Raw genomic sequence first — 22,133 nt, 5'->3', positions numbered from 1 at the left:
AATAAAGATGACGGATATGAATGACTACGATGACGTAGAAGAAACAGCAGTAGATGATGATGAAGCCAAAGCGGCTGAAAAAGGTGCATCTGACAGCAGTGAAAACAGTGCAACTGATGGTGATATGGCAGAAGCTGAAACATTGACTGTGACAGCAAAATTGAAGCAACGTCAGGCATTGGAAGATGAAGTTGCAGCCTTTCTGGCACGTGGTGGACGCATTACGGAAGTTCCTGCGGACGAATCTGCAAAAGACTAATCTTTTTTTGCTCCATGTTGTCAGAGATATAAAAAAGCATCACTTCGGTGATGCTTTTTTAGTTTTGATGAACTAATTCTTTAATCTTTATTGGTGAGTTCCAACGCACGTTGATACGCCACTTTCTTTTTAATGCCAGTCAAGTCCGCTGCCAGTTGCGAAGCCGCTTTGACCGATAAATCTTGCAATAAACGCGTTAATAACTGATCTAGTTTTTCTTGTTCTAAATCTTTCTCTTGCGTTGCACCACCAATGACTAAAACAATTTCGCCTTTTTGCTGGTTACGATCCGATTCAATCAATTGAATTAAATCTGCCAAGGTCATTTTTTTAATGGTTTCAAAGGTTTTAGTAATTTCACGAGCAAAACCCACAGGGCGGTCTGCCCCAAAAACATCTGCCATATCTTTAACTGACTCTAAAATACGGTGTGGTGCTTCATAAAAAATTAAAGTTTGTGTTTCATCTTTGAGCTTTTCTAACTGAATCAGGCGTTGAGATTGACGCGAAGGCAAGAAGCCTTGAAAACTAAAACGGTCGCTAGGTAAACCCACCGAACTAAGTGCGGCAATTGCAGCGCAGGCACCGGGTACAGGAACAACACGGATATTATTGTCTTGTGCGGCACGCACCAATTTAAAACCCGGATCACTAATGAGCGGTGTACCCGCATCACTAATCAATGCCATGTTTTCGCCGTTCAGCAATCTTTGGATCAAAATATCAATTTTGTTACTTTCATTATGCTCATGACAAGCAGTGAGTGGAGTTGATATATTATGGTGCTTTAATAATTGAGCAGAAGTACGTGTATCTTCTGCCGCGATAATACTCACTGACTTTAAAACATCAATAGCACGATAAGTAATGTCATCTAAGTGCCCAATTGGGGTCGCTACAACAAATAACTGAGCACTCATAAGGTTTTTCCAATGTTGAATAATAAAAAGAATTTGATAGGTTTTATCCTGTTTGGCATTTTTAATTATGCACAAGCCGAAGTATTGGTCATTTTACCTGAATCGGGGCCTATGGCGCGAGCTGGATTGAGTATCAAACAGGGCTTTATGAGTGCTTATCAAGCATCGGGCATGAAAACCTCGATTAAATTTGTAAACTCAGATCAGAAATCTATGGCGCAACTGTTAAAACGCCATGTGAGCAAAAGCACGCAAATGATTGTTGGGCCTTTAGCGCGCAGCGAGGTGGATATTGTAATGCAGGCGAACTTGAAACTGCGTATTTTGGCTTTAAACGATGTCAGCAACCAAGCGGAAAATGTGTGGCAATTTAGTTTGTCGAAAAAACAAGATGCGGATGCACTGAATCAAGTGTTCGAGCAAGATAAAATTAAACAGCTCTATGTTTTGCGTCAAAAAGGATCGGAAGCTGAAAGTGAACTTTTTTTGATGTCGTTAATGGGGCAGACGCAGCATGCTATTCGCATTGTGGAAGAAGTGCCCCAAAAGCTGACCAAGCAGCAGGGTTTATTATTGCTTGGTCAGCATGAATGGATAAACAGCCTGATTAAACTGCCCACGCAGCACATTTATGTATTGGCCAATGCCATTGAACAAGATCAAACCATACCTCAGGGCGTGAAATTTTGTGATGCACCCGCTTTATATAGCCGTGTCTGGCCCGATCTGATACATGCCTATCAACAGAACCCTGTTGCGATGTCCTATCAGCGATTATTAGCATTTGGTGGCGATGCTTGGCAGATCAGTCAGCAGTATTTACAAGCGCCTCATTTGAGAAATCTTGAGTTTCAGGGACGTACAGGACTGATTCAACTGAGTGATCATCAAATTCATCGTGTACCACATTGTTATGAAAATACTCAAAAAGGTTTGAAGGTGTTGTAATGTTAGAGACGATATCTAGCCCATTAAACTTGGGGCAGTGGGCAGAGCAGCAGGCTTTAAAGTTATTACAAGCGCAGGGTTTTACCTTGATTGTTGCGAATTATCATTGCCGCTATGGGGAAATTGATCTGATTGTACAAAAGGATCAAGAATTGATTTTTGTGGAGGTCAAGGCACGCTCAGTGACGCAATATGCACAATCATGTGAAACGATTTCATCCTCAAAGCAAAAGAAGATTATGAAATCAGCACTGTGCTTTTTAAATGCACAGCCGCAATTCCAAGAATTTTATTGCCGTTTTGATGTGATTTGTTTTGATTTTTTCCAACAATTTGCAAAAAAGATACAGCAAGATTTTTCTAAATGCCCTTATGATCAGCAATGGATAGAAAATGCTTTTACTTTTGATCAAGAGTTTATTAATCTTTGAACAAAATTAGAGTATAAATATTGCAATAAAATAGAATTTAAATGGATGATTAGGAGTCTTGCTGAGTGTTTAATCGTATTGCAATGACGTTACTGTGTGTAGCAAGTTTATCTGGTTGTGCGAGCTTTATATCAAGTGGTACAGGGTCAGCGCCAGTTGGAACAGAAAGTGGTGCTCGTTCACTTGGACAGGTATTTATTGATTCTTCTATAGAACGTACTGCTAAAATTAATTTATATAAATTAGATTCACGCTTTAAACAATCTCGTGTAAATATTGAAAGTTTTCACGGTAATGTCCTGCTTACAGGACAAGTGCCAGATGCGCATTTAAAGCAATTGGCGGAAGATAATTTACGTGCGATGACGGATGTTAAAACGGTACATAATTACCTTACCGTTGGCGATCAAATTGGTTATAGCAGCATTATGCAAGATACCACAGTGACGGCAAATACACGTGGTCTGATTATGAAAGCTGTAGTGGTCTCTGATAGTAAAGTGCGTATCCATACCGAAGATGGGATTCTGTACGTGATGGGGCGTTTAAATCAGGCAGAGATTAATGATCTTAATCAAGTGCTTCAGCAAGTGGGTAATGTTACTAAAATTATTACCTTGATTGATAATGTTGAACAATCACGTGCAGTGACTTCAAGCTTTAGTAGTCCAGTTGTCAATGCCCAACCTGTTGAACAAACACCTGTAGCAATCGATCCAGATCAAGCAGAGCCTACGAATGCTCAATAATGTTACTCGGGTCATCACAAAAACGTTGCATCAAAAAGTAGAATTGGCGAGAACGCTGTATAAAGAGTTCCGCCTTTACGATTTTGGTAGTTATGTCTTGAATCGTTTAACTCCTCGAAAGGGTTATACGCTGAATAAAAATATTGCTTATGGTCTAAAAGCACGACAGCGCTTAGATATTTTTTCTGCCGAAGTCGCACGTGAGCAACGCCCTTTAATTGTGTTTGTACATGGCGGGGCATGGTTGCATGGGGACAAAAAAGACTATCGCTTTGTCGGTGAAGCCTTTGCGAAAGAAGGCTATGATGTTGTCGTCATTAATTATCATCTGGCACCGAAATATGTTTTTCCGAGTTATATTGATGACTTGAATTTGGCATTAAATTATCTGACGCAGCATCAAACGAAATTAAAGATTCGCACTGAAAAAATAGTCTTGATGGGGCATTCAGCGGGTGCCTTTAATGTGATGTCGGCCATTTATCATCCGAAGCCTTATGCTTTGCAATGTCGTTCTCAAATTCGCGTGATTATTGGTTTATCGGGACCTTATCATTTTGATTATAAAGATGATCCCTTATGTGCAGACGCATTTGATCAGAACGTACCCTATCAAAATGTCATGCCGTATTATTTTGTTGAAACCAATGAAGTTAAGCATTACCTGTTTTTAGCATCGAATGATCAAGTGGTCGGTCGTAATAATTCAGAAGATTTTCATCGTATTTTGCAGGAAAAGGGCAATCATAGCCAAATGATTACCATCTCTGGTACGGGGCATGTTTCCATTATGGGATCGGTTTCGAGTTTGTTTAGCCGTTATTTCCAAACCAAAAAACAAATTTTGGCGGTTTTAGAGGAAGCGCTAAAACCTTAATTTATAACCATTCACGAGTGTCATCTGCCACAGGGTGACCTTCAATGACGTGCTTGATCATCGCGTATGCAATGCTGCCTTTAAATGGAATTTCAGGCAGTTGATCAAATTTAAAAAATTGCGCATCGCTAATTTCTTCTTCTTGAAGTTTGATTACTCCAGAAGCATATTCAGCACGAAAAGCGAGCATGAGATTGCTTGGGAAAGGCCAAGGTTGGCTGGCAAGATATTGGACATTTTTTAATTTTAATCCAATTTCCTCGAAGGTTTCACGGCGTACAGCCTCTTCCAAAGTTTCCCCAACTTCGACAAAACCTGCTATGAGACCGTACATATCGGTTGTATTTTTTGCATTTTTTGCCAGCAGAATTTCATCATCACCGCGTGTAATTACAATGATAACGCAAGGTTGGACACGGGGATATTGATGATAGCGGCATGCAGGGCAAATCATGGCATGTTCAGTCGGATGTGCTTCTGTTTGATGCCCACAATGACTGCAAAATTTATGGTTTCTACGCCATTCTAAGAGTTGAATTGCACGACTGGCATATTCAAATTGCTGGGTATCCCAAAGCGTCAATAATTGACGGATGGGAACCAACTGTAAACCTTGAGGAATAGCTTCATCTTCACGTAAATCACGGGCAATCACTTGATCGCCTGCGTGAAAGTAAAGATCACTTGCTAAACTTTCAACTCGAGGAAGTTGAAAGTTTTCATCCACTAAAAGTTGATGTTGATGAAAAATATAAGCAAGTGATAGTTCAGACATTAGGCAACAGTTTTCAGTTTTTCGCTACTTTGCAATGCTACATTAAACATCGACTGTAATACAGGCTGTTTGTATTTTAAATTGTCAATCATCATATCGGCACTGGCTAAAGTGTCGAGCGTATAATTGATGTGTTCAGGGTTGATCAATCCTGACGTTTCAATTTGCTGTTGGATAAAATCAGCCGCAGTTCTTAATGCCGTTTGACCTGCTTCAGCATTTAAGAACAGTAATGCACCACCAATTTCACGTAATTGGGTCGGAATACTTTCTACTATCGTAAGATTATTGTCTTGTGCATATTGCATTAAGGTTTGACTAGACAGATCAACCAGCATCTTCGCTTCATTGAGTAAAGCTTCATGTGCTTCGTCTAAACGATCTAACGAAATATTCATATTGTTAACACGAAGCTGTAAACGGCTTGAAGTGTGATGACGCTCTAAAACCCCAATTGAATTCATTGCAGATAAAATACAATTCATCAATTGTTGTGCAAAACCTTCATCTTTTAGCACCTCTGCATCGTTAAGCAAACTGGCTTGGCGCGATAAATCATTGAAGGCTTCATTGAGATTTAACACTTTGAAAATATTAGCCAGATTGTTTAATTTCTGTTGTAATTCTGAAGTTTTCTCTGCGGTCATGTTTTGATAGTTATATTCGATGTCGTTACGAATTTGTGCCATTTCACTGGTCACAAGTTCACTAATCGTATGCATGGTATCAAAATCAGGGCCATATAAATGACGGCTGAAGACTTGTAATTGCGTATCTGTAAGATGGTCGTCACCAATGTTTAATTGGTTACGAATATGCTGTGCAGCATCATCTTCTTGGCTAATACACAAACTTAAAATATTGGCTAAATCGGACAAACTTGGTTTGAAACGATCAGGTGCATTGAAATATTGGGCCATATTTCTTTCAATGCTGACTAAGGTGCGTAAACGTGGGTCATTGAGCAGCAAATGATCCATCTGATTAAACGCGACATGCACCAAATTCCAATATTGTTTACTTGGTGTATTTTCAGCAAGACCTGCTAAATATGCACCGACTAATTTAATGGCTTGAAGATCAAATTCAGTTTCATCTTGTTTAATCATCTTGTTCAAAGATAATTTATACAAGCGATGCACATATTTAGATTTTTCTAATGTAGGTGCTTGAGGCAGTTGAAAATCTGGGGTGATGCAGTCAAGTAGCGACTCGATATGCTGACCTTCATGGGTAATTGGTTTACCCAAGACAATTTCCAAACGATTGAGGGTGTCGAGTAGGAATTGTGGGATTTTAACTTCGCGTAAGCAAATAAATTCGATATAGCGCTTCAACATGGTGGTGCCTTCACTTAAAGCAATCACCTCTTGCGTGTTAATTTGCGCAGGATTCCCCATAATTTTACGCATTAATTCAGCTGAATATTGTGCAATTTTAGCCAAACTTTGCATGTCAATCAGCGCCAAGACTTGAGCACATTGCTCAAATTGATTGAGCGCATCATCAATACCAAAAGGTAAACTTTGGTCTTCTGCTAAAGTACTCACCGCTGATTCAACTAATTTAATTGAGTTATCAACCTCATTTTTTATTATCAGCAATGCAGTTGGGTCAAAATGAATAGAGGTTTGGTAAGACATGTATCTGCACCTTTCCTAGGGTTTTATCTGTTTATGAGCAGCCAATTAAGGCGAAACTTCTTTACGTTTAACTATAACTTAACTGCTAAACGTTTAAATACAAAAAACACTAGAAATGTAGATTTTATTTTGCAAAAAGACAGGCTATTCCATGTTTTTCTTCAAATTGTTTGATCCATGTCTCATGTTCGTCAAGTTCTTGTGCTGAAGGATAAATGATTGGTAGATCAACCTGTACACTTTGCTGGCGTGCGGTTTGTGCTTCTTGTTGTTCACTTTCAGTCAAGCTATCCATATCGAAGGAGACTTGACCACCCGTCATGGCAAGATAAACATCAGATAAAATTTCCGCATCGAGTAACGCACCATGGAAAGTACGGTCTCGTTGTGGAACTTCATAACGGCGCACTAAAGCATCAAGGGAGTTTTTTTGCCCCGGATGCTTATTTTTCGCCATAGCCAAGGTGTCGGTGACGGAACAGACTTCAGAGAGGGCAACAAAACCTGCGCGTTTAAACTCCATGTTCAGGAAGTTCATATCGAAGGTGGCGTTATGGGCAATAATTTCAGCACCTTTTAAGTAATTAAAAAGTACCTCTGCAATTTCTGCATACTCAGGTTTGTCTTGCAAGAAGGCATCTGAAATACCATGAATATTTTCAGAGTCGCCCACAGGTTTTTTCGGGTTGATATAAATATGAATGGAGCTGCCCGTAAGTTTACGGTTCACCATTTCAATCGCACCGACCTCAATAATACGATCCGTATCTTGGAAATAAAAACCTGTGGTTTCTGTATCTAAAATCAGTTGGCGTGGGCCAAATACTTCTTTGCTTCGAGGGGTAATAACAATGTGTGGATGCGCTGATGCAGAAGGTGTGGCAGTACTCGATAAAATTTCTTGTTGCGGCATAATATAGTCTTGCACCGTTTCAGTCTGAGCAATTTCTACTGTTAAATGTTCTGTAATTTGATCATCATTTTCTAAAATTTCATCGTCATCTTGTGGGTCAGAATCCATTAAATCAAAACCAAAAGGGTCATCTAACAACCAATCTTTTTCATCTTTTTTTTTATCCATATCGACAACGACTGTGGGTGTTTGATTTGCATTTGCAGATGGATTTTTCATTGACTCAAGGGTTTGGTCTGCCCCTAAATTTGCCAATTGATCTGCCATTTCATTACCTGCATGTCCTGCATGACCTTTAATCCAGTGCCACTCAATTTCACGACCTTGGCAGGTTGCATCCAGTAATTTCCAAAGATCTGGATTTTTAACATCTTTCCAGTTTTTCTTTTTCCAGCCGTGAATCCACTCGGTAATGCCTTGTTTGACGTAGTTCGAATCGGTCCAGATAATCAATTTGGCATCGGTAGGGCAAAATTTAATCCCTTCAATTGCCGCCATTAATTCCATACGATTGTTGGTGGTGTGTGGTTCGCCACCATAAAGTTTGTGTTCTTTAGATTCAGTAATGACATATGCACCCCAACCGCCTAAACCAGGATTGCCGCGGCAAGCGCCATCGACATAGAGTGTAATTGTTTGAGTCATATAACCAAATCCGAACAAGTGAGAGTCAAATTAAACAAAGCGAGTGGTATATTGTATAACGCAATTGCAGTTTAGAACCGTATAACATGGTTAATTTTTAATTTCTTGTAACATTTATACTGAAATAGCGCTAAATTACAGCCTTGTGTCTACGACATGCTTCACTACAATGGCATATCTAAAAAATAAATTTTATACGAGTTGTTTGGATTCCTTTATGTATAAACCAACCGCGATTTTGTATCAGCCTTCATTACCTCAGTTTTTAAAAATTACTGTATTGGGTTCAGCCTTAGCTGCTTTAGGTTTGACGGGCTGTTCCTCAAGCCAAAATGCAACGCAAGGATCAAAATCAAAATTGGTGGGTTCTGGATATCTAGATGCCAATAGCTTGGATTCTTTAGAAGATTTACTTTCTGCAACCGATATGCGTGCAGTAGAGGGTGATCGTCTGTTAATTTTAAAACACGGTGACGTTTGGAAGCGTATGACTGTTGGTTTTAAAATGGATCAAACGCATTGGGACTCTCGTATTGAGGCGCAACGTGGTTGGTTTATTTCGCGTCAACCATATTTAGATCGTTTGAGCGCACGTGCTTCGCGCTATCTTTATCACACGGTGAAAGAAGCTGAACGTCGCGGTTTGCCAACAGAACTGGCTTTGTTACCGATTATTGAAAGTTCGTATGATCCCGCTGCGACCAGTAGTGCAGCCGCCGCAGGGATGTGGCAGTTTATTCCCAGTACGGGACGTATTTATGGTTTAAAACAAACCAGTTTATACGATGGTCGTCGAGATGTGGTTGAATCAACCCGTGCGGCGTATGAGTTTTTAGGTGGGCTGTATAACCAGTTTGGTTCATGGGAGCTGGCTTTAGCCGCATACAATGCAGGTCCCGGTCGTATCCAACAAGCGATCAATCGTAATAAAGCCGCAGGTTTACCAACCGATTATTGGTCACTGAAACTGCCGCAAGAAACTATGAACTATGTACCGCGTTTCTTGGCTGTGGCTCAAATTATTAAAAATCCAAATGCTTATGGTGTGTCATTGCCACCGATTGCCAATCGTCCGCATTTTAGGGAAGTCGCGATTGGGGCAGTAAGTTTAAATGAGGTTGCTGCGATTACGGGTTTAAGCCGTGCAGAGCTCTATCAGTTAAATCCGGGGCATCGTGGTGATCGTATTGATAGTGAAAGCCCAATGCGCATTATTATTCCTGCCGATTTAAGTCCATCAATTGATACAAAACTCAAAAAATTACAATCAAGTTCGGGCAGTTTATGGGCAAGTGCAGCACAGCCCTTTACCCCAGAAAGAAGTAATCCGCCTGAACTGAATACGCAAGTGATTAATCCGGTAAAAACAGCACCACCGATATTAGTGACCAATACAACCAAAGCATCTCAGCCTGTCGCCGCGACCACAGTGAAACCTGTGAGTCCTGTGGTGGCAACACAAAGCTCAACTAAACGGATATCTACCCCTCAAGGTTCGGCAGCATTGGCATCTTTTGCTGCAAATAGTGATATCCCAAGTGCACCACGTATTCCTGTTGCGGTCACTCAAGTTGCCAATGTTAAACTTGTAAGCGTTGAGCCACCGTTATCTGCACGTGAGCGTGAACAGATTTTGGCGGCAGTCAAAGCTGAAGGTGAAAATAAAACCGTAGAGCAAGTGCTTCAGCCCGTCGCCAGTAAAGCTGAGCAAGACAAAGTGGTCGAAGAAATTAAAGCAATCGCACCGCAAGGTACAGAAATTACTGATCCTTTTGACGGTAAAATCAAATTAACCGCGATTCAAACCAGTCAGTCAGTTGCCGAGCAACAAGGGAAGGAATTAACCAAAGGATTCTCGTATCCAAAAGGCGTAGCTGAAAATACCAAAGCGGATTCTGACGAAGCCAAACGTAACCAAGGTAAAAATTACGTGAAGACGGATTCAGAAATTGTTGTCGTGCCGCCTAAAGGCAAGCGCAGTACCTATACGGTGCTTCCGGGGGATACGCTGGCAGTGATTGCCATGAAAAATGGTTTGAATTGGCTTGATGTGGCGAAGTGGAATCAGATTGACCCAAGTTCACCGCTCTATGTCGGAACCAGTATTTATTTATACGATGCGAAGCCACAAAATACAGAATCATCTACACCGCCTAAGACCAAAGCAGCACCTGAAACCTATGTGGTGCAAGCCAATGATAGCTTAACGGGCATTGCGAGCCAATTTGGTCTGTCGGTCAAACAACTGGCGGATTACAATGATTTAGCTGTAAACAGTGGCGTGCGTGTTGGGCAGAAATTAGCATTAAAAGAAACCGCTTCGGCAAATTCGAATAAAACAGAAAATAAGGTAAGCAGTGCAAGCCCAGTTTCTAAAGTAAAGACCAAGCCGTATGTGGTTAAACGCGGTGAATACTTAAAACTGATTGCAGACCGTTATGCTTTGTCTAATCAAGAATTGGCAGACTTAACCACGGGTTTAACTTCGGGCAGTCATTTAATGGTGGGACAAAAAATTAATGTTCCATTACAGGAAGTAGATACCAAGGTAGACAGTAAACCGGAAGAAAAATCCACCCCTGTTAAAGTGGATGCAGCAATTGTAGAACCATCGTATAAAACTGAAAATTATCAGGTACAACGTGGCGATACTTTGTATAGCATTGCAGCACAATCAAAAATGTCTTTAACTGAACTGGCACAGCTTAATAAACTTTCTAATAGCCGTGGTTTACAAGTCGGGCAAACTATTAAAATTCCTGCGGGTTCAACGGTTCCCGAGAGTTACACGGTGCAATCGGGTGATAGTTTATCTGCCATTTCTGCGAAATATAATTTAGGCATGGACTATATTGCTAATATCAATGGTATTAATCGTAATACGGGACTACGTGTGGGACAGCGTTTAAAACTGAGCGGTGAAGAACCTGTCGTAAGTAAGATCGAAGCAAAAATTGAAAAAGCCAGTGCAGAAAAGCAGAGTACTGAAAAACAGAGTGATACCCATGTGGTGAAATCGGGTGAAACACTCAGCAGCATTGCGAAAAAATATCACTTACAGTTGGATTATTTGGCGACTTTAAATGGTTTGTCGCGTACTTCAAATGTACGGGTCGGGCAACGCTTAAAAATTGAAGGTGATCTGCCAAAGCCTGAAATAAAGGTGGATGCACCAAACAGCAAAGCCGCGAAACCATCGCGCAATACTGAAGCCTATACGGTAAAACCCGGTGAGTCTTTAAATGCCATTGCGAGTCGGTCTGGAGTGTCGGTGGCTGAATTGGCTGCGCTAAATGATTTAAATGCCCGTGCAAGTTTACGGGTAGGTCAACAGATTGTGGTTCCTAAAACAGTGGCTGACTATAAAATTAAACGCGGTGATACCTTGATTGGTTTGGCAAACCGTTATGGCGTGGATACTGGAAAACTCGCTGAAATGAATGATATTCAAACGAATACTCAATTGCGTATTGGTGAAGTGATTAAAGTTCCAAACTTATAAAACATGCAAAGACAGGGAGTGCTTTTACATGTTATTGGCTAGCGCAAAACGCTTTGGTTTTGCCTGTGGACTGGGTCTTCTGACTCAAGGGGTGTGGGCTGCTGTGCAGACTACACCGTATATTGCCGTACATAGTCAGCCGAAATATGCTGGCTTGTCTGTCATGCCTTATGCCAATGCCCATGCGCCGAAAGGGGGCTATTTAAGTACCGCCAGTAATGGCACGTTCGATAACTTAAATAGTATGAATGGTAAAGGCAGTTCCACAGATGGGGTTGAGCATCTGTTTGATTCATTGATGTCAAGTTCACTGGATGAGCCTGGGGTGATGTATCCTTTGCTGGCAGAAAAAGTCACCTTTGATCCTAAAAAAATGCAATATGTCATTTTTCATTTAAATCCAAAAGCACGTTTTAGCGATGGCAGTGCCGTGACAGCACAAGATGTCAAGTTTAGTTTTGATGCTTATCAGACTAAATCCAATCCGGGTTTGCAAATGTATTTGGCTGATTTGGATAAAACTGAAGTCTTGTCCAAATATGTGGTCAAGATGAGTTTTAAATCGGACAAAAACACGGAAATGCCGCTGATTTTGTCGCAAATGCCGATTTATTCAAAAAAGGATTGGCTGCATAAAGATTTTACCCGCGTCACTTTGCAACCTATTTTGGGTTCAGGGCCTTATTTAATTGATCGCATTGATGCTGGTCGCAGTATTACCTATAAATTGAATCCCAATTATTGGGGCAAAGACTTAGCGGTGAATAAAGGGCGTTATAATTTTGCGCGTTTGAAGTATGTCTATTACCGCAGCTTAGACATCGCTTTTGAAGGTTTTAAGTCGGGTCAATATACCTTGCATGAAGAAATGACTGCGCGCAAATGGGTTACGGAATACAATTTTCCTGCTGTGAAATCGGGGATGGTGGTGAAATATAGATTTCAGCACCACAATCCGATTGCGACACAAAGTTTTGTCTTTAATACGCGCCGTGCCCCTTTTAATGACATTCAATTTCGTCAAGCCATCAGCAATGCTTATGATTTTGAATGGCAAAATAAAGCTTTGTTTTATGGGCAATATCAACGCTTGCAGAGCTATTTTTCCAACAGTGAACTTGAAGCGAAAGGTGTTCCTAGTCGGGCAGAAATGGCCATTTTGAAGCCGTATTTGGCACGATTAAATCCGATTCAACGTCAGGGGGTGCTTAAAGCTTGGCAATATCCAATTTCTGATGCCAGTGGTTTTAATCGTAATAATTTGCTCATTGCACGGCAGCAGTTATTAAAAGCAGGTTATACCTTCCAAAATGGACGATTACTGGACAGCAAAGCCCAGCCCATTCAGATTGAATTCCTCATTCATCAAGAGGGTTTGCAGCGTACGCTGATGCCATTTATCCGCAATATGAAGCGTTTGGGTGTTGATGTTGCTATTCGACAAGTCGATGTGCCACAGTACATTGAACGAATGCGGAGTAAAGATTTTGACATGACCACCAGCGTGATGCCACAGTCACTTAATCCGGGCAATGAGCAGGCGCAGTTTTGGGGCAGCGCATCGGCAGATCAGCCGGGGAATTATAATTATTCGGGCATTAAAAATGCGGTGATTGATGCTGTCATTCAGCAGGTTATTCAGGCACCAGATCGCGAACAATTGGTGCTGAGAACCAAGGTGCTCGATCGATTATTACGTGCTGGTTATTATCAAATTCCGACTTATGGTAAAGGTGAAAACTGGTTTGCCTATTGGAATATGTATCATCAGCCTAAAGTCAAACCAAAGTTATCATCGGGGATTGACTATTGGTGGAGTGATGCCGAACAAGCCAAAAAAATCACGCATTATTTACGTCAACAATAAGCAATCACCAAGGCACAAGGAACATTGTTTCGATGGGCATATATATATTAAAAAGACTGCTGCTGATTATTCCGACCCTGTTTTTCATTTTACTGATTAACTTTGTGGTGATTCAAATTGCACCGGGAGGGCCCGTTGAGCAAGCGATTCAACAAGCGGAAACTTTTCAAGGTATGGGTGCAACGGGTGGTGAAACTGCGCATAGCAAAAGTAATTATCAGGGTGCAAAAGGTTTAAGTGAGGAAATGGTGGAGAAGATTAAAGCCCAATATGGTTTTGATCGACCTGCACATGAACGCTTTTGGACTATGCTGAAAAGTTATGCCAGCTTTGATTTTGGCACCAGTTTTTTTAAAGATAAGCCTGTTACCCAATTACTTTGGGAAAAAATGCCAGTGTCCTTGTCTTTGGGCTTATGGAGCACTTTGTTAATTTATCTGATTTCGATTCCTTTGGGGATTAAAAAGGCGCGCCAACATGGCATGCTGTTTGATAAATCGACCTCAATGTTATTGGCGATTGGCTATGCCATCCCATCTTTTGTTTTTGCCGTGTTACTGATAGTCTTTTTTGCCGGTGGCTCCTATTTTCAATGGTTTCCCTTGCAGGGCTTAGTGTCTGAAAATTTTCACAGCTTAAGTTGGCTGGGTAAAATTAAAGATTATTTTTGGCATATGACTTTGCCGTTATTAGCCATGGTGATTGGTGGTTTTGCGGGACTGACCTATTTAACCAAATATTCCTTTATGGAAGAGTTAAACAAACAATATGTCTTGGCTGCGCGTTCTAAAGGTTTAAGCGAATCACGCGTGTTATATGGTCACGTGTTCCGAAATGCGATGTTGATTGTGATTGCGGGTTTACCCGAAGCATTGATTGGTATTTTCTTTGTTGGCAACTTATTTATTGAAATCATCTTTAATTTAGATGGTTTAGGTTTGCTGGGCTTTGAAGCCATTCAACAGCGTGATTATCCTGTCATTTTTGGTACATTATTTTTATTCACCTTGCTCGGTTTGCTTTTACGTTTAATCAGTGACGTACTGTATCAGGTGATTGATCCGCGTATTAATTTTGATTCACGAGGTGCAGAGTAATGTCACCTTTAATGCATATGCGCTTAAAACGCTTTAAGGAAAATAAACTCGGTTTTGCTTGTCTGATTTTATTTGCGCTGATTTTTATTGTGTCGCTGGCTTCGGAATTGATTGCTAACGATAAACCGCTGTTAGTGAAATATGATGATTCATTTTATCTACCTGTTTTTAAATCCTATCCCGAAACCACCTTTGGCGGTGTATTTGAAACAGAAGCCGATTATAAAGACCCCGTAGTACAACAGCTGATTGATAATCAAGGGTGGGCGCTTTGGCCCCTGATTCAATATTCCTACCAAACGCCAAATTTAGAACTGGCGGTGCCTGTACCTTCTGCACCAACTTCGCAAAACTGGTTAGGAACCGATGACCAAGGACGAGACGTGTTGGCACGTATTCTCTATGGTTTACGCGTGTCGCTGCTTTTTGGCTTTGCCTTAACCTTTGCTTCAGCCATTCTGGGAATCGTGGTGGGCGCAATTCAGGGCTATTATGGTGGATGGGTCGATTTACTGGGGCAGCGTATCCTTGAAGTCTGGGGTGGCTTACCGACATTATTTATGGTGATGATTCTGGTCAGTATGTTTACCCCAAATGTGTATTGGCTGTTTCTGATTATGCTCTGTTTTGGTTGGACGACACTGGTGGGGTTGGTGCGCGCAGAATTTTTGAAAGCCCGTAATTTGGACTATGTTCGTGCAGCACGTGGTCTGGGAGTCAGTGATCGAACCATTATGTTTCGGCATATTTTACCGAATGCCATGAGTTCGAGCTTGTCACAACTGCCATTTATGTTAACGGCCAATATTACTGCACTGACGGCTTTGGACTTCTTGGGATATGGTTTACCTCCAGATGCAGCATCCTTAGGTGAATTGTTATTACAAGGCAAGTCGAATTTAAATGCACCATGGTTGGCACTGTCAGGCTTCTTTACCTTAGCCATTGTTTTATCATTATTGATTTATATTGGGGAGGCGACACGTGATGCATTCGATCCAAGACGTCAATAATCCAAAAGTGGTATTGGCTGTAGAACATTTAAATATTCAGCATGAGCAACAGCTGTTGGTGGATGATTTAAATTTTCAGCTCCATGCCGGTGAAACCATTGCCATTGTCGGTGAAAGTGGTTCAGGGAAGTCGATCAGTAGTTTGGCTTTACTGGGGCTTTTACCCAGTACTTTAACCATACAAGGTCAGGTCTGGTTAGGGCAACAAGATGTGTTAACCCTCAAGTCTGAACAACTGCGACAAATTCGTGGTCAGAAAATGGCGATGATTTTCCAAGAACCGATGACGGCTTTAAACCCATTACATCGGGTGGAAAAGATTATTGGTGAAACGTTGTTGCTGCAAGGCTGGTCAAAAGCAAAGACTCAAGCGCGTGTTATCGAATTACTCAACGATGTGGGTATGACCGACCCAGAGGATAAATTGCGCCGTTATCCACATGAACTGTCGGGTGGTCAGCGTCAACGTGTGATGATTGCCATGGCTTTGGCCTTAGATCCCGATATTTTAATTGCAGATGAGCCAACGACGGCTTTGGATGTGACTTTACAGGCGCAAATTTTAGCACTGCTTAAATCATTACAACAAAGCCGCAATATGGCTATGATCTTGATTAGCCATGACTTAAATTTGGTTCATCGCTATGCCGATCAGGTGATTGTGATGAATAAAGGCCTGGTTGCAGAACAGGGCAGTGTTGACGAAATATTTAAACATCCAAAGCAGGCATATACCCAAGATTTATTGAATCATGATTTTGGTCAAGCCATCGCGATTGCAGATCGTCCTCATATATTGACTTTACACAATGTTGCGGTGAAGTTTCCAATTAAGCAGGGTTGGTTAAACCGAGTCAAAGATTACTTTGTCGCTGTTGAACCTTTAGATTTACAGTTGGCACAGGGGGAGTCGATTGGCATTGTTGGGGAAAGTGGTTCAGGTAAAAGTTCACTGGCTTTGGCGATTACCCGACTTATTAAAAGTGAGGGTGAAATTGTTTTGCTTGGTACAGATTTAAACCGATGCAATGAAACACAATTACGTCCTTTACGTGCTGAATTTCAAATCGTTTTTCAAGACCCATTTAGCAGTTTAAATCCACGTTTGAATGTGGAGCAGACCATTGGGGAGGGTTTGGGTTTAAAAAAACTTTCTAATTCTGAAATATCACAGCGTATTGATGAAGCTTTAGCAAAAGTAGAATTACCCATTCGCTTTAGAACGCGTTACCCACATGAGCTTTCGGGGGGACAGCGGCAGCGTGTGGCTTTGGCACGAGCGTTGGTGCTTGACCCTAAATTACTGGTACTGGATGAACCGACTTCGGCACTGGATCGCACCACACAACGGGCGATAGTGAAGCTGTTAAGGCATTTGCAGCAAGAACACCAAATTAGTTATTTATTTATCAGCCATGATTTACAGGTTGTGAAAGCACTTTGTCAAAAAGTTTTGGTTTTACGTCGTGCCAAAGTGATGGAATTTCAGACCACAGAGCAATTATTTTTAAATCCGAAAACGGAATATACCCAACAATTGATTGCCGCAAGCCAGTATGTATAAGTTTACTGACAAGTCATATTGTCAGAATAGTCATTGACGGATAATATAAAAAGTTTAGAGTTTTAGCTCTACATAACGACAAATAAATTAGGGTATGAGTATGAGTCATCTTGCTGAAACAGCCAGTATTCGAAATATCAACTTTAAAAACCGCATTATTAAGGGTGCGATGAGTGAAGCCTTAGCCAATTATGCAGGTCAGCCGAGCCAATTACACTGGGGTTTATATGAAGCATGGGCAAAAGGTGGCTTAGGTTGTGCGATTACTGGCAATGTGATGGTGGACTTTCGTGCCAAAAATGAACCGGGTGTTGTGGTGATTGAATCAGAGCGAGATCTCGCTCAATTGCAACGCTGGGCAGCAATTGGTAAGCAATATGGCATGGTGCAATTGATTCAATTGTCGCATCCGGGGCGCCAGTGCCCCAAAGGACTCAATAAAGAAACTGTTGCCCCTTCGGCTGTGCCGTTTAGTCCAATGCTAGCGACAACTTTTGGTACACCGCGTGAATTACGTGAAGATGAAATTTTGGACATTATTCAGCGCTTTGCCACATCGGCAAAAATTTGTGAAAAAGCGGGCTTTGAAGGCGTACAGTTACATGGCGCACATGGTTATCTGATCAGTCAATTTTTATCACCATTGACCAATAAACGTCAAGACCAATGGGGCGGTTCAATTGAAAATCGTATGCGCTTCTTATTGGAAATTTATCAAGCTGTACGCGCAGCGACTTCAGAGCAATTTATTATTTCAGTAAAGCTAAATTCAGCAGACTTCCAGCGTGGCGGTATTACGGAAGAAGAAGTGATTACTGTCTTTAAAGCCATTGATGAAGCGGGTATTGATTTAATTGAGATTTCAGGCGGAACCTATGAAGCACCAGCAATGGCTGGGGCTAAAGCCGATAAACGTAAAGTCAGTACCATTGCCCGCGAAGCATATTTCCTCGATTTTGCAGAGAACATTCGCAAAGAAGTAAAATGCCATTTAATGGTGACGGGTGGTTTCCGTACCGTAGAAGGAATGAATGCAGCCTTAGACAGTGGTGCTTGTGAATTTATTGGTATTGCACGTCCTTTGGCCGTCGAAACCGATTTAACCGATCGTCTGATTGCGGGGCAAGATGTGCGTTACGCAGTCAATAATATTAAAACAGGTATTCCGATGGTCGATAAAATGGCGATTATGGAAATTATTTGGTATGCCGCACAGTTTAAAGATATTGCGCAGGGCAAACGTCCAAATCCTAAATTGTCCCCGCTTAAAGTATTCTTAAAATACGCCAAAGGCAATATTACCGCTATGATTAAAGGTCGGGTCAATTCACGTCGTAGTGCATAGGTATTGATTACCATGCTTTAGACCAATACGATTGAAACTCCACAGCAGACCATTGTCCTTTCTCCAATGTACGTTGAAAGGCGGGTCTGCTTTGGATGAGTAATAAATAACGCTGGATATGCGGTAACGATTCAAACGCTGGGTTGGATTGTGTGCAAGCCAACAAGGGAAACCATAATAAAAGATCTGCAATGGTGAACTGCTGACCTGCAACATAGCTGTGGTCTTTTAGATGTTCATCAATCATTTGCAGATGTTGATGCAAGGTATGATTTAAATAGCCGCGATCAAATCCAAACTTTAGCAATTGACTGACAAAACGTACTGCCCAAGGTGTTCTTGTTACAATTGCAGCAAAAATTTGTTTGAGTGCTAAATCAGGCATCAATGTCGCTTCAGCAAAATTTTTCCAATAATAAAAATACTGTATTTCTTGCTGGCTAAGCTGAGTTATGCCTAAGTCATTACATAAATAGCTAAAATAATCTGCAATTGCAGCTGTCTCAGCAAGGGTAATCACATCTGAACCATCATTTTCACAAATTTGCACAGTTGGAAATTTTGCAAGTCGGTGCGGATGTTTAATGTGCGCGGAGTTTTGATCCGATGGATTGTTATCACAAAAAACCAATTCATAATCGAGTTTTAATTCGGCTAATAACCATACGATGCGTTGAGAGCGCGAATTGGTTTTATGAAATAGACGAATCTGCATGAAGTAATAATTTATTGTTTTGTTGGACTTGAGTATAAAACACAATGCGATTTTGAAGATGATACTGCTGAAAATAAAAAAGCCTGATTATTATTAATCAGGCTTTTTTATGAGATTTTTCAATCTCGAATGTGGCGACCCTACGGGGATTCGAACCCCGGTTACCGCCGTGAAAGGGCGATGTCCTAGGCCTCTAGACGATAGGGTCAATAGGTGAGGCATACTTCTGAAAACAAAACCATAAATTAAATGGCGACCCTACGGGGATTCGAACCCCGGTTACCGCCGTGAAAGGGCGATGTCCTAGGCCTCTAGACGATAGGGTCGTTTCAGAGGTGGGCGTATAATAGGGTGGATATGAAAAGCTGTCAAACCTTTTTCGAGCATAATCTTTAAAAATAGAATCAAGTGAATAAAAATAAAACAAATCTGTGAAATATACTTTGAAGTGGCTTATTTTTTGAGCTTTAAAGCATCCACAATGCTTTTAATAACCGCTGGGTGTTGTAGGTAACCGGTAATTTGATGTGGATTATTCACAAGCGTAGTGATTGCTTGATTAATAATCGGTGGTTCGAAATTGAAAGGTGCTTCGCATAAAGGGAAAGCGGTTAGGAAATCATCGGGTGAATAAAAATTAAACCAATCGCCATGCAGTTGAGGTGGTCGAGAAATAGGTAAGTTAAGTTTTTCTTGAACCACTTTAAATGCAAGTGGTGAGCCGAGGGTAATAAACCGATGCACTCTAAAATGGGTAAATTGATGCAATAAGTTGTAGGCAATGACGGTTCCTAATGAATGCGCCACAATAATATGATCTTTAGTCGGATGGATATGGGACATAATTCTTTGGTGAACTTCATGCATAAAGTCCGGATTGGACAAGTACAAATAGGTTTCGATTAAAAATTTATGAATTAGCGTTTCGTGTAGTTTTGGGTAGTGGTTGAGAAACATGCTTAATTCTCTAAAAGCATGGTCTTTGGTTAACGCTGAAATGACGGATAAACGCTGAGTAAGCGATTCAGATTGCTCAGGATTGAAACAGGGTAAGGGGGTGACACATGGCCTATGTTCTTGAACAATAGATGTGTTCTGTCTGAGGTGAAAGGGAAGGTGTAAATGTAAAAGTGACTTAGGGAGTAGTGTGGCTAAATCTAAAATGTTATAGAGCTGGTGTTTGCTCAGTAAGTCGCCATAAAAGGGCAGTTTAATATCCAGTGATTTAAGCTCAATATTTTGCTCTGCATGATTTAAGCCAGTTTTAAATACATTCAACCAATGTTGTTTTAAAGCATTTTCATCATAATTTTGTTGATTCATGCCGTGAATAAAAATGATTTTCATACAGGCTCAGATTTTTTATAGAGGACATTGTCTGTATTTAGCTTAAAAAAAAGAGTGGTACTTGACCACTCTTTTTGTGTGTTAGTTTTGCTTTCGGTAGAAAATATAATAACTCAGATAACAACCTGCAATAAAGATTAGACAACCAATAAAGCCCGGTAACATTTCTGGGTCAGTTGCCATACTAATACCAGTGATCAAACAGAAAACAAAACCAAGAATGGGGACGATTGGAAAGAGTGGTGCAGCAAAGCCTAACTCTTTCGCTGTATGACCCGCTTTGTACCACTGGCGACGGAAATTGAATTGGCTTAAGCAAATGCTCATCCATACAATCACCATGGTAAATGCGGCTATTCCGAGTAAATTTTTAAAAATTGTTTCAGGTGCAAATTGTTCTGATAATAAGCCCGGAAGTGCGCCAAACATGGTGACAATAATGGCAACAAATGGAATACCACGATGATTGACTGTAGAAAATACAGCAGGTAATTGTTTTTTATCCGATAAAGACCACATCATACGCGAAGCAGCATACAAGCCAGAATTTGCTGCGGATAACAGCGCGGTGATAATGACAAAGCGAATAATATCTTCTGAATATGGAATACCAATATAGGTAAACACGGTCACGAATGGACTACTACTGACCCCTTCAGCATTTAAGCCTGCCATTTGATGTGGCAAGAGTGCGCTAATGACAACAATTGTCCCGACAAAGAAGATTAACAGTCGCCAAATTGCGGCATTAATAGCTTTCGGTACATTCTTCGCTGGGTCTTCTGTTTCACCTGCGGCAACACCAATCAATTCTGTCCCTGAAAAGGCAAAATTCACAATCAGCATGGTGGCAAAAATAGGGAATAAACCTTGAGGGAACCAACCTTGAGCCGTTAGATTACTAAATAAAGGCGCAGATGAGTGACCTTGGAAAGAAAGTATGCCAAAGATGGCCAAAAGACCTAAAATAATGAAGACAATCACAGTCACAACTTTGACTAAAGACAGCCAGAATTCAGATTCAGCAAACAGTTTGGTTGATGTCATATTCAGCCCAAAAACAATTGCGGCAAAAGCAATCGTCCAAATCCAGACTGAAATTTGAGGAAACCATTCCTGCATCAGTAGTGCGGCAGCAGTAAATTCAGTTCCAAGGGTGGCAGTCCAAGTGAGCCAATACAACCACGTAATGGTATAGCCTGTACCAGGACCAATGAATTTTTGTGCATAACTACCAAAAGAGCCAGATTCAGGCATATGTACGGCAAGCTCGCCTAAGCAAAGCATTACAGCGTAGGCAATTAAACCGCCTAAAAGATAAGAAAAAATGGCACCCACAGGCCCCGTTTGTGCAATGACTTCACCCGAACCTAAAAATAACCCTGTCCCGATTGCGCCACCAAGCGAAATCATGACTAGGTGTCGGGTACTCATAGCGCGTTTTAATGGCGCAGAATTGCCCTGATGCGAAGCATCATTCGGAGTATGAGATGGCTGCATAAGAGAAAAGGAAAGATATAGAT

General features: G+C 41.1%; 18 protein-coding genes and 2 tRNA genes. 11 read left to right on the top strand and 9 right to left on the bottom strand.

Going from position 1 to position 22,133, the window contains the following annotated elements:
• The first annotated feature begins 7 nt into the window (after nt 1–7).
• Entirely contained in the window at nt 8–259 is a 252-nt protein-coding gene (locus BLV99_RS02460) for a hypothetical protein (RefSeq protein ID WP_086164239.1), read from the top strand.
• An 80-nt stretch (nt 260–339) separates the two neighbouring features.
• Here the strand turns inward: BLV99_RS02460 and rsmI are convergent, their stop codons facing one another.
• Nucleotides 340–1,179, bottom strand: coding sequence for a 16S rRNA (cytidine(1402)-2'-O)-methyltransferase (rsmI, locus tag BLV99_RS02455; protein WP_086164238.1), 840 nt, complete (start codon nt 1,177–1,179; stop codon nt 340–342).
• Nucleotides 1,180–1,191: 12 nt separating this feature from the next.
• Between rsmI and BLV99_RS02450 the strand changes: the two genes are divergently transcribed.
• The 4 genes from BLV99_RS02450 (at nt 1,192) to BLV99_RS02435 (ending at nt 4,184) form a co-directional block, all read left to right on the top strand.
• A complete protein-coding gene (locus tag BLV99_RS02450) occupies nt 1,192–2,127 on the top strand; it encodes a penicillin-binding protein activator (RefSeq protein WP_092687347.1) in 936 nt (311 codons plus the stop codon).
• Nucleotides 2,127–2,558 carry a YraN family protein gene (locus BLV99_RS02445; RefSeq protein ID WP_086164236.1) on the top strand — a complete coding sequence of 144 codons (432 nt, stop codon included), beginning with the start codon at nt 2,127–2,129 and terminating at the stop codon, nt 2,556–2,558. The genes BLV99_RS02450 and BLV99_RS02445 overlap by 1 nt, the downstream gene beginning before the upstream one ends.
• A 65-nt stretch (nt 2,559–2,623) precedes the next feature.
• Nucleotides 2,624–3,307, top strand: a complete 684-nt coding sequence (locus BLV99_RS02440; protein WP_086183598.1) for a BON domain-containing protein — start codon at nt 2,624–2,626, stop codon at nt 3,305–3,307.
• Nucleotides 3,297–4,184, top strand: a complete 888-nt coding sequence (locus tag BLV99_RS02435; RefSeq protein WP_086183597.1) for an alpha/beta hydrolase — start codon at nt 3,297–3,299, stop codon at nt 4,182–4,184. The genes BLV99_RS02440 and BLV99_RS02435 overlap by 11 nt, the downstream gene beginning before the upstream one ends.
• A 1-nt stretch (nt 4,185) precedes the next feature.
• On the opposite strand, the gene nudC is transcribed toward BLV99_RS02435, so the two are convergent.
• From nudC to dnaQ, 3 genes are all read right to left on the bottom strand, one after another.
• On the bottom strand, nt 4,186–4,959 hold the full coding sequence (nudC, locus tag BLV99_RS02430; RefSeq protein WP_092687344.1) for an NAD(+) diphosphatase: 774 nt from the start codon (nt 4,957–4,959) through the stop codon (nt 4,186–4,188).
• A complete protein-coding gene (locus BLV99_RS02425; RefSeq protein ID WP_086183595.1) occupies nt 4,959–6,602 on the bottom strand; it encodes a chemotaxis protein in 1,644 nt (547 codons plus the stop codon). Before BLV99_RS02425 ends, nudC begins: the two co-directional genes overlap by 1 nt.
• A 124-nt stretch (nt 6,603–6,726) precedes the next feature.
• A complete protein-coding gene (gene dnaQ / locus BLV99_RS02420; RefSeq protein WP_092687341.1) occupies nt 6,727–8,160 on the bottom strand; it encodes a DNA polymerase III subunit epsilon in 1,434 nt (477 codons plus the stop codon).
• A 217-nt stretch (nt 8,161–8,377) separates the two neighbouring features.
• Here dnaQ and BLV99_RS02415 point away from each other — a divergent pair, with 217 nt between their 5' ends.
• The 6 genes from BLV99_RS02415 (at nt 8,378) to BLV99_RS02390 (ending at nt 18,548) form a co-directional block, all read left to right on the top strand.
• The gene (locus tag BLV99_RS02415) at nt 8,378–11,662 is read left to right on the top strand and encodes a LysM peptidoglycan-binding domain-containing protein (RefSeq protein WP_092687338.1); all 3,285 of its coding nucleotides are present in this window, start codon (nt 8,378–8,380) and stop codon (nt 11,660–11,662) included.
• Between the two features lie 28 nt (nt 11,663–11,690).
• On the top strand, nt 11,691–13,529 hold the full coding sequence (locus BLV99_RS02410; RefSeq protein ID WP_092687335.1) for an extracellular solute-binding protein: 1,839 nt from the start codon (nt 11,691–11,693) through the stop codon (nt 13,527–13,529).
• Between the two features lie 32 nt (nt 13,530–13,561).
• Nucleotides 13,562–14,626: a microcin C ABC transporter permease YejB gene (locus tag BLV99_RS02405; RefSeq protein WP_092687332.1), complete on the top strand. Its 1,065-nt coding sequence runs from the start codon at nt 13,562–13,564 to the stop codon at nt 14,624–14,626.
• A complete protein-coding gene (locus BLV99_RS02400; RefSeq protein ID WP_092687329.1) occupies nt 14,626–15,639 on the top strand; it encodes an ABC transporter permease in 1,014 nt (337 codons plus the stop codon). The genes BLV99_RS02405 and BLV99_RS02400 overlap by 1 nt, the downstream gene beginning before the upstream one ends.
• The gene (locus BLV99_RS02395; RefSeq protein ID WP_092687326.1) at nt 15,614–17,203 is read left to right on the top strand and encodes an ABC transporter ATP-binding protein; all 1,590 of its coding nucleotides are present in this window, start codon (nt 15,614–15,616) and stop codon (nt 17,201–17,203) included. The genes BLV99_RS02400 and BLV99_RS02395 overlap by 26 nt, the downstream gene beginning before the upstream one ends.
• A gap of 100 nt (nt 17,204–17,303) precedes the next feature.
• Nucleotides 17,304–18,548, top strand: coding sequence for an NADH:flavin oxidoreductase/NADH oxidase family protein (locus tag BLV99_RS02390; protein ID WP_086183588.1), 1,245 nt, complete (start codon nt 17,304–17,306; stop codon nt 18,546–18,548).
• 7 nt (nt 18,549–18,555) lie between these two features.
• On the opposite strand, the gene BLV99_RS02385 is transcribed toward BLV99_RS02390, so the two are convergent.
• The 5 genes from BLV99_RS02385 to BLV99_RS02365 all read right to left on the bottom strand — a co-directional run bounded on the left by BLV99_RS02385 (nt 18,556) and on the right by BLV99_RS02365 (nt 22,110).
• A complete protein-coding gene (locus BLV99_RS02385; protein WP_092687323.1) occupies nt 18,556–19,263 on the bottom strand; it encodes a glutathione binding-like protein in 708 nt (235 codons plus the stop codon).
• Between the two features lie 132 nt (nt 19,264–19,395).
• Nucleotides 19,396–19,471: transfer RNA gene (locus BLV99_RS02380), tRNA-Glu, on the bottom strand.
• 42 nt (nt 19,472–19,513) lie between these two features.
• Nucleotides 19,514–19,589: transfer RNA gene (locus BLV99_RS02375), tRNA-Glu, on the bottom strand.
• A 127-nt stretch (nt 19,590–19,716) separates the two neighbouring features.
• Nucleotides 19,717–20,610: a lipase family protein gene (locus BLV99_RS02370; protein WP_092687320.1), complete on the bottom strand. Its 894-nt coding sequence runs from the start codon at nt 20,608–20,610 to the stop codon at nt 19,717–19,719.
• A gap of 81 nt (nt 20,611–20,691) precedes the next feature.
• Nucleotides 20,692–22,110, bottom strand: a complete 1,419-nt coding sequence (locus BLV99_RS02365) for an amino acid permease (RefSeq protein ID WP_086183585.1) — start codon at nt 22,108–22,110, stop codon at nt 20,692–20,694.
• Between the last annotated feature and the right edge of the window lie 23 nt (nt 22,111–22,133).

Source organism: Acinetobacter kyonggiensis, from assembly GCF_900107285.1.
GTDB classification, from domain to species: Bacteria; Pseudomonadota; Gammaproteobacteria; order Pseudomonadales; family Moraxellaceae; genus Acinetobacter; species Acinetobacter kyonggiensis.
This window is presented reverse-complemented; position numbering and strand designations above follow the sequence as displayed.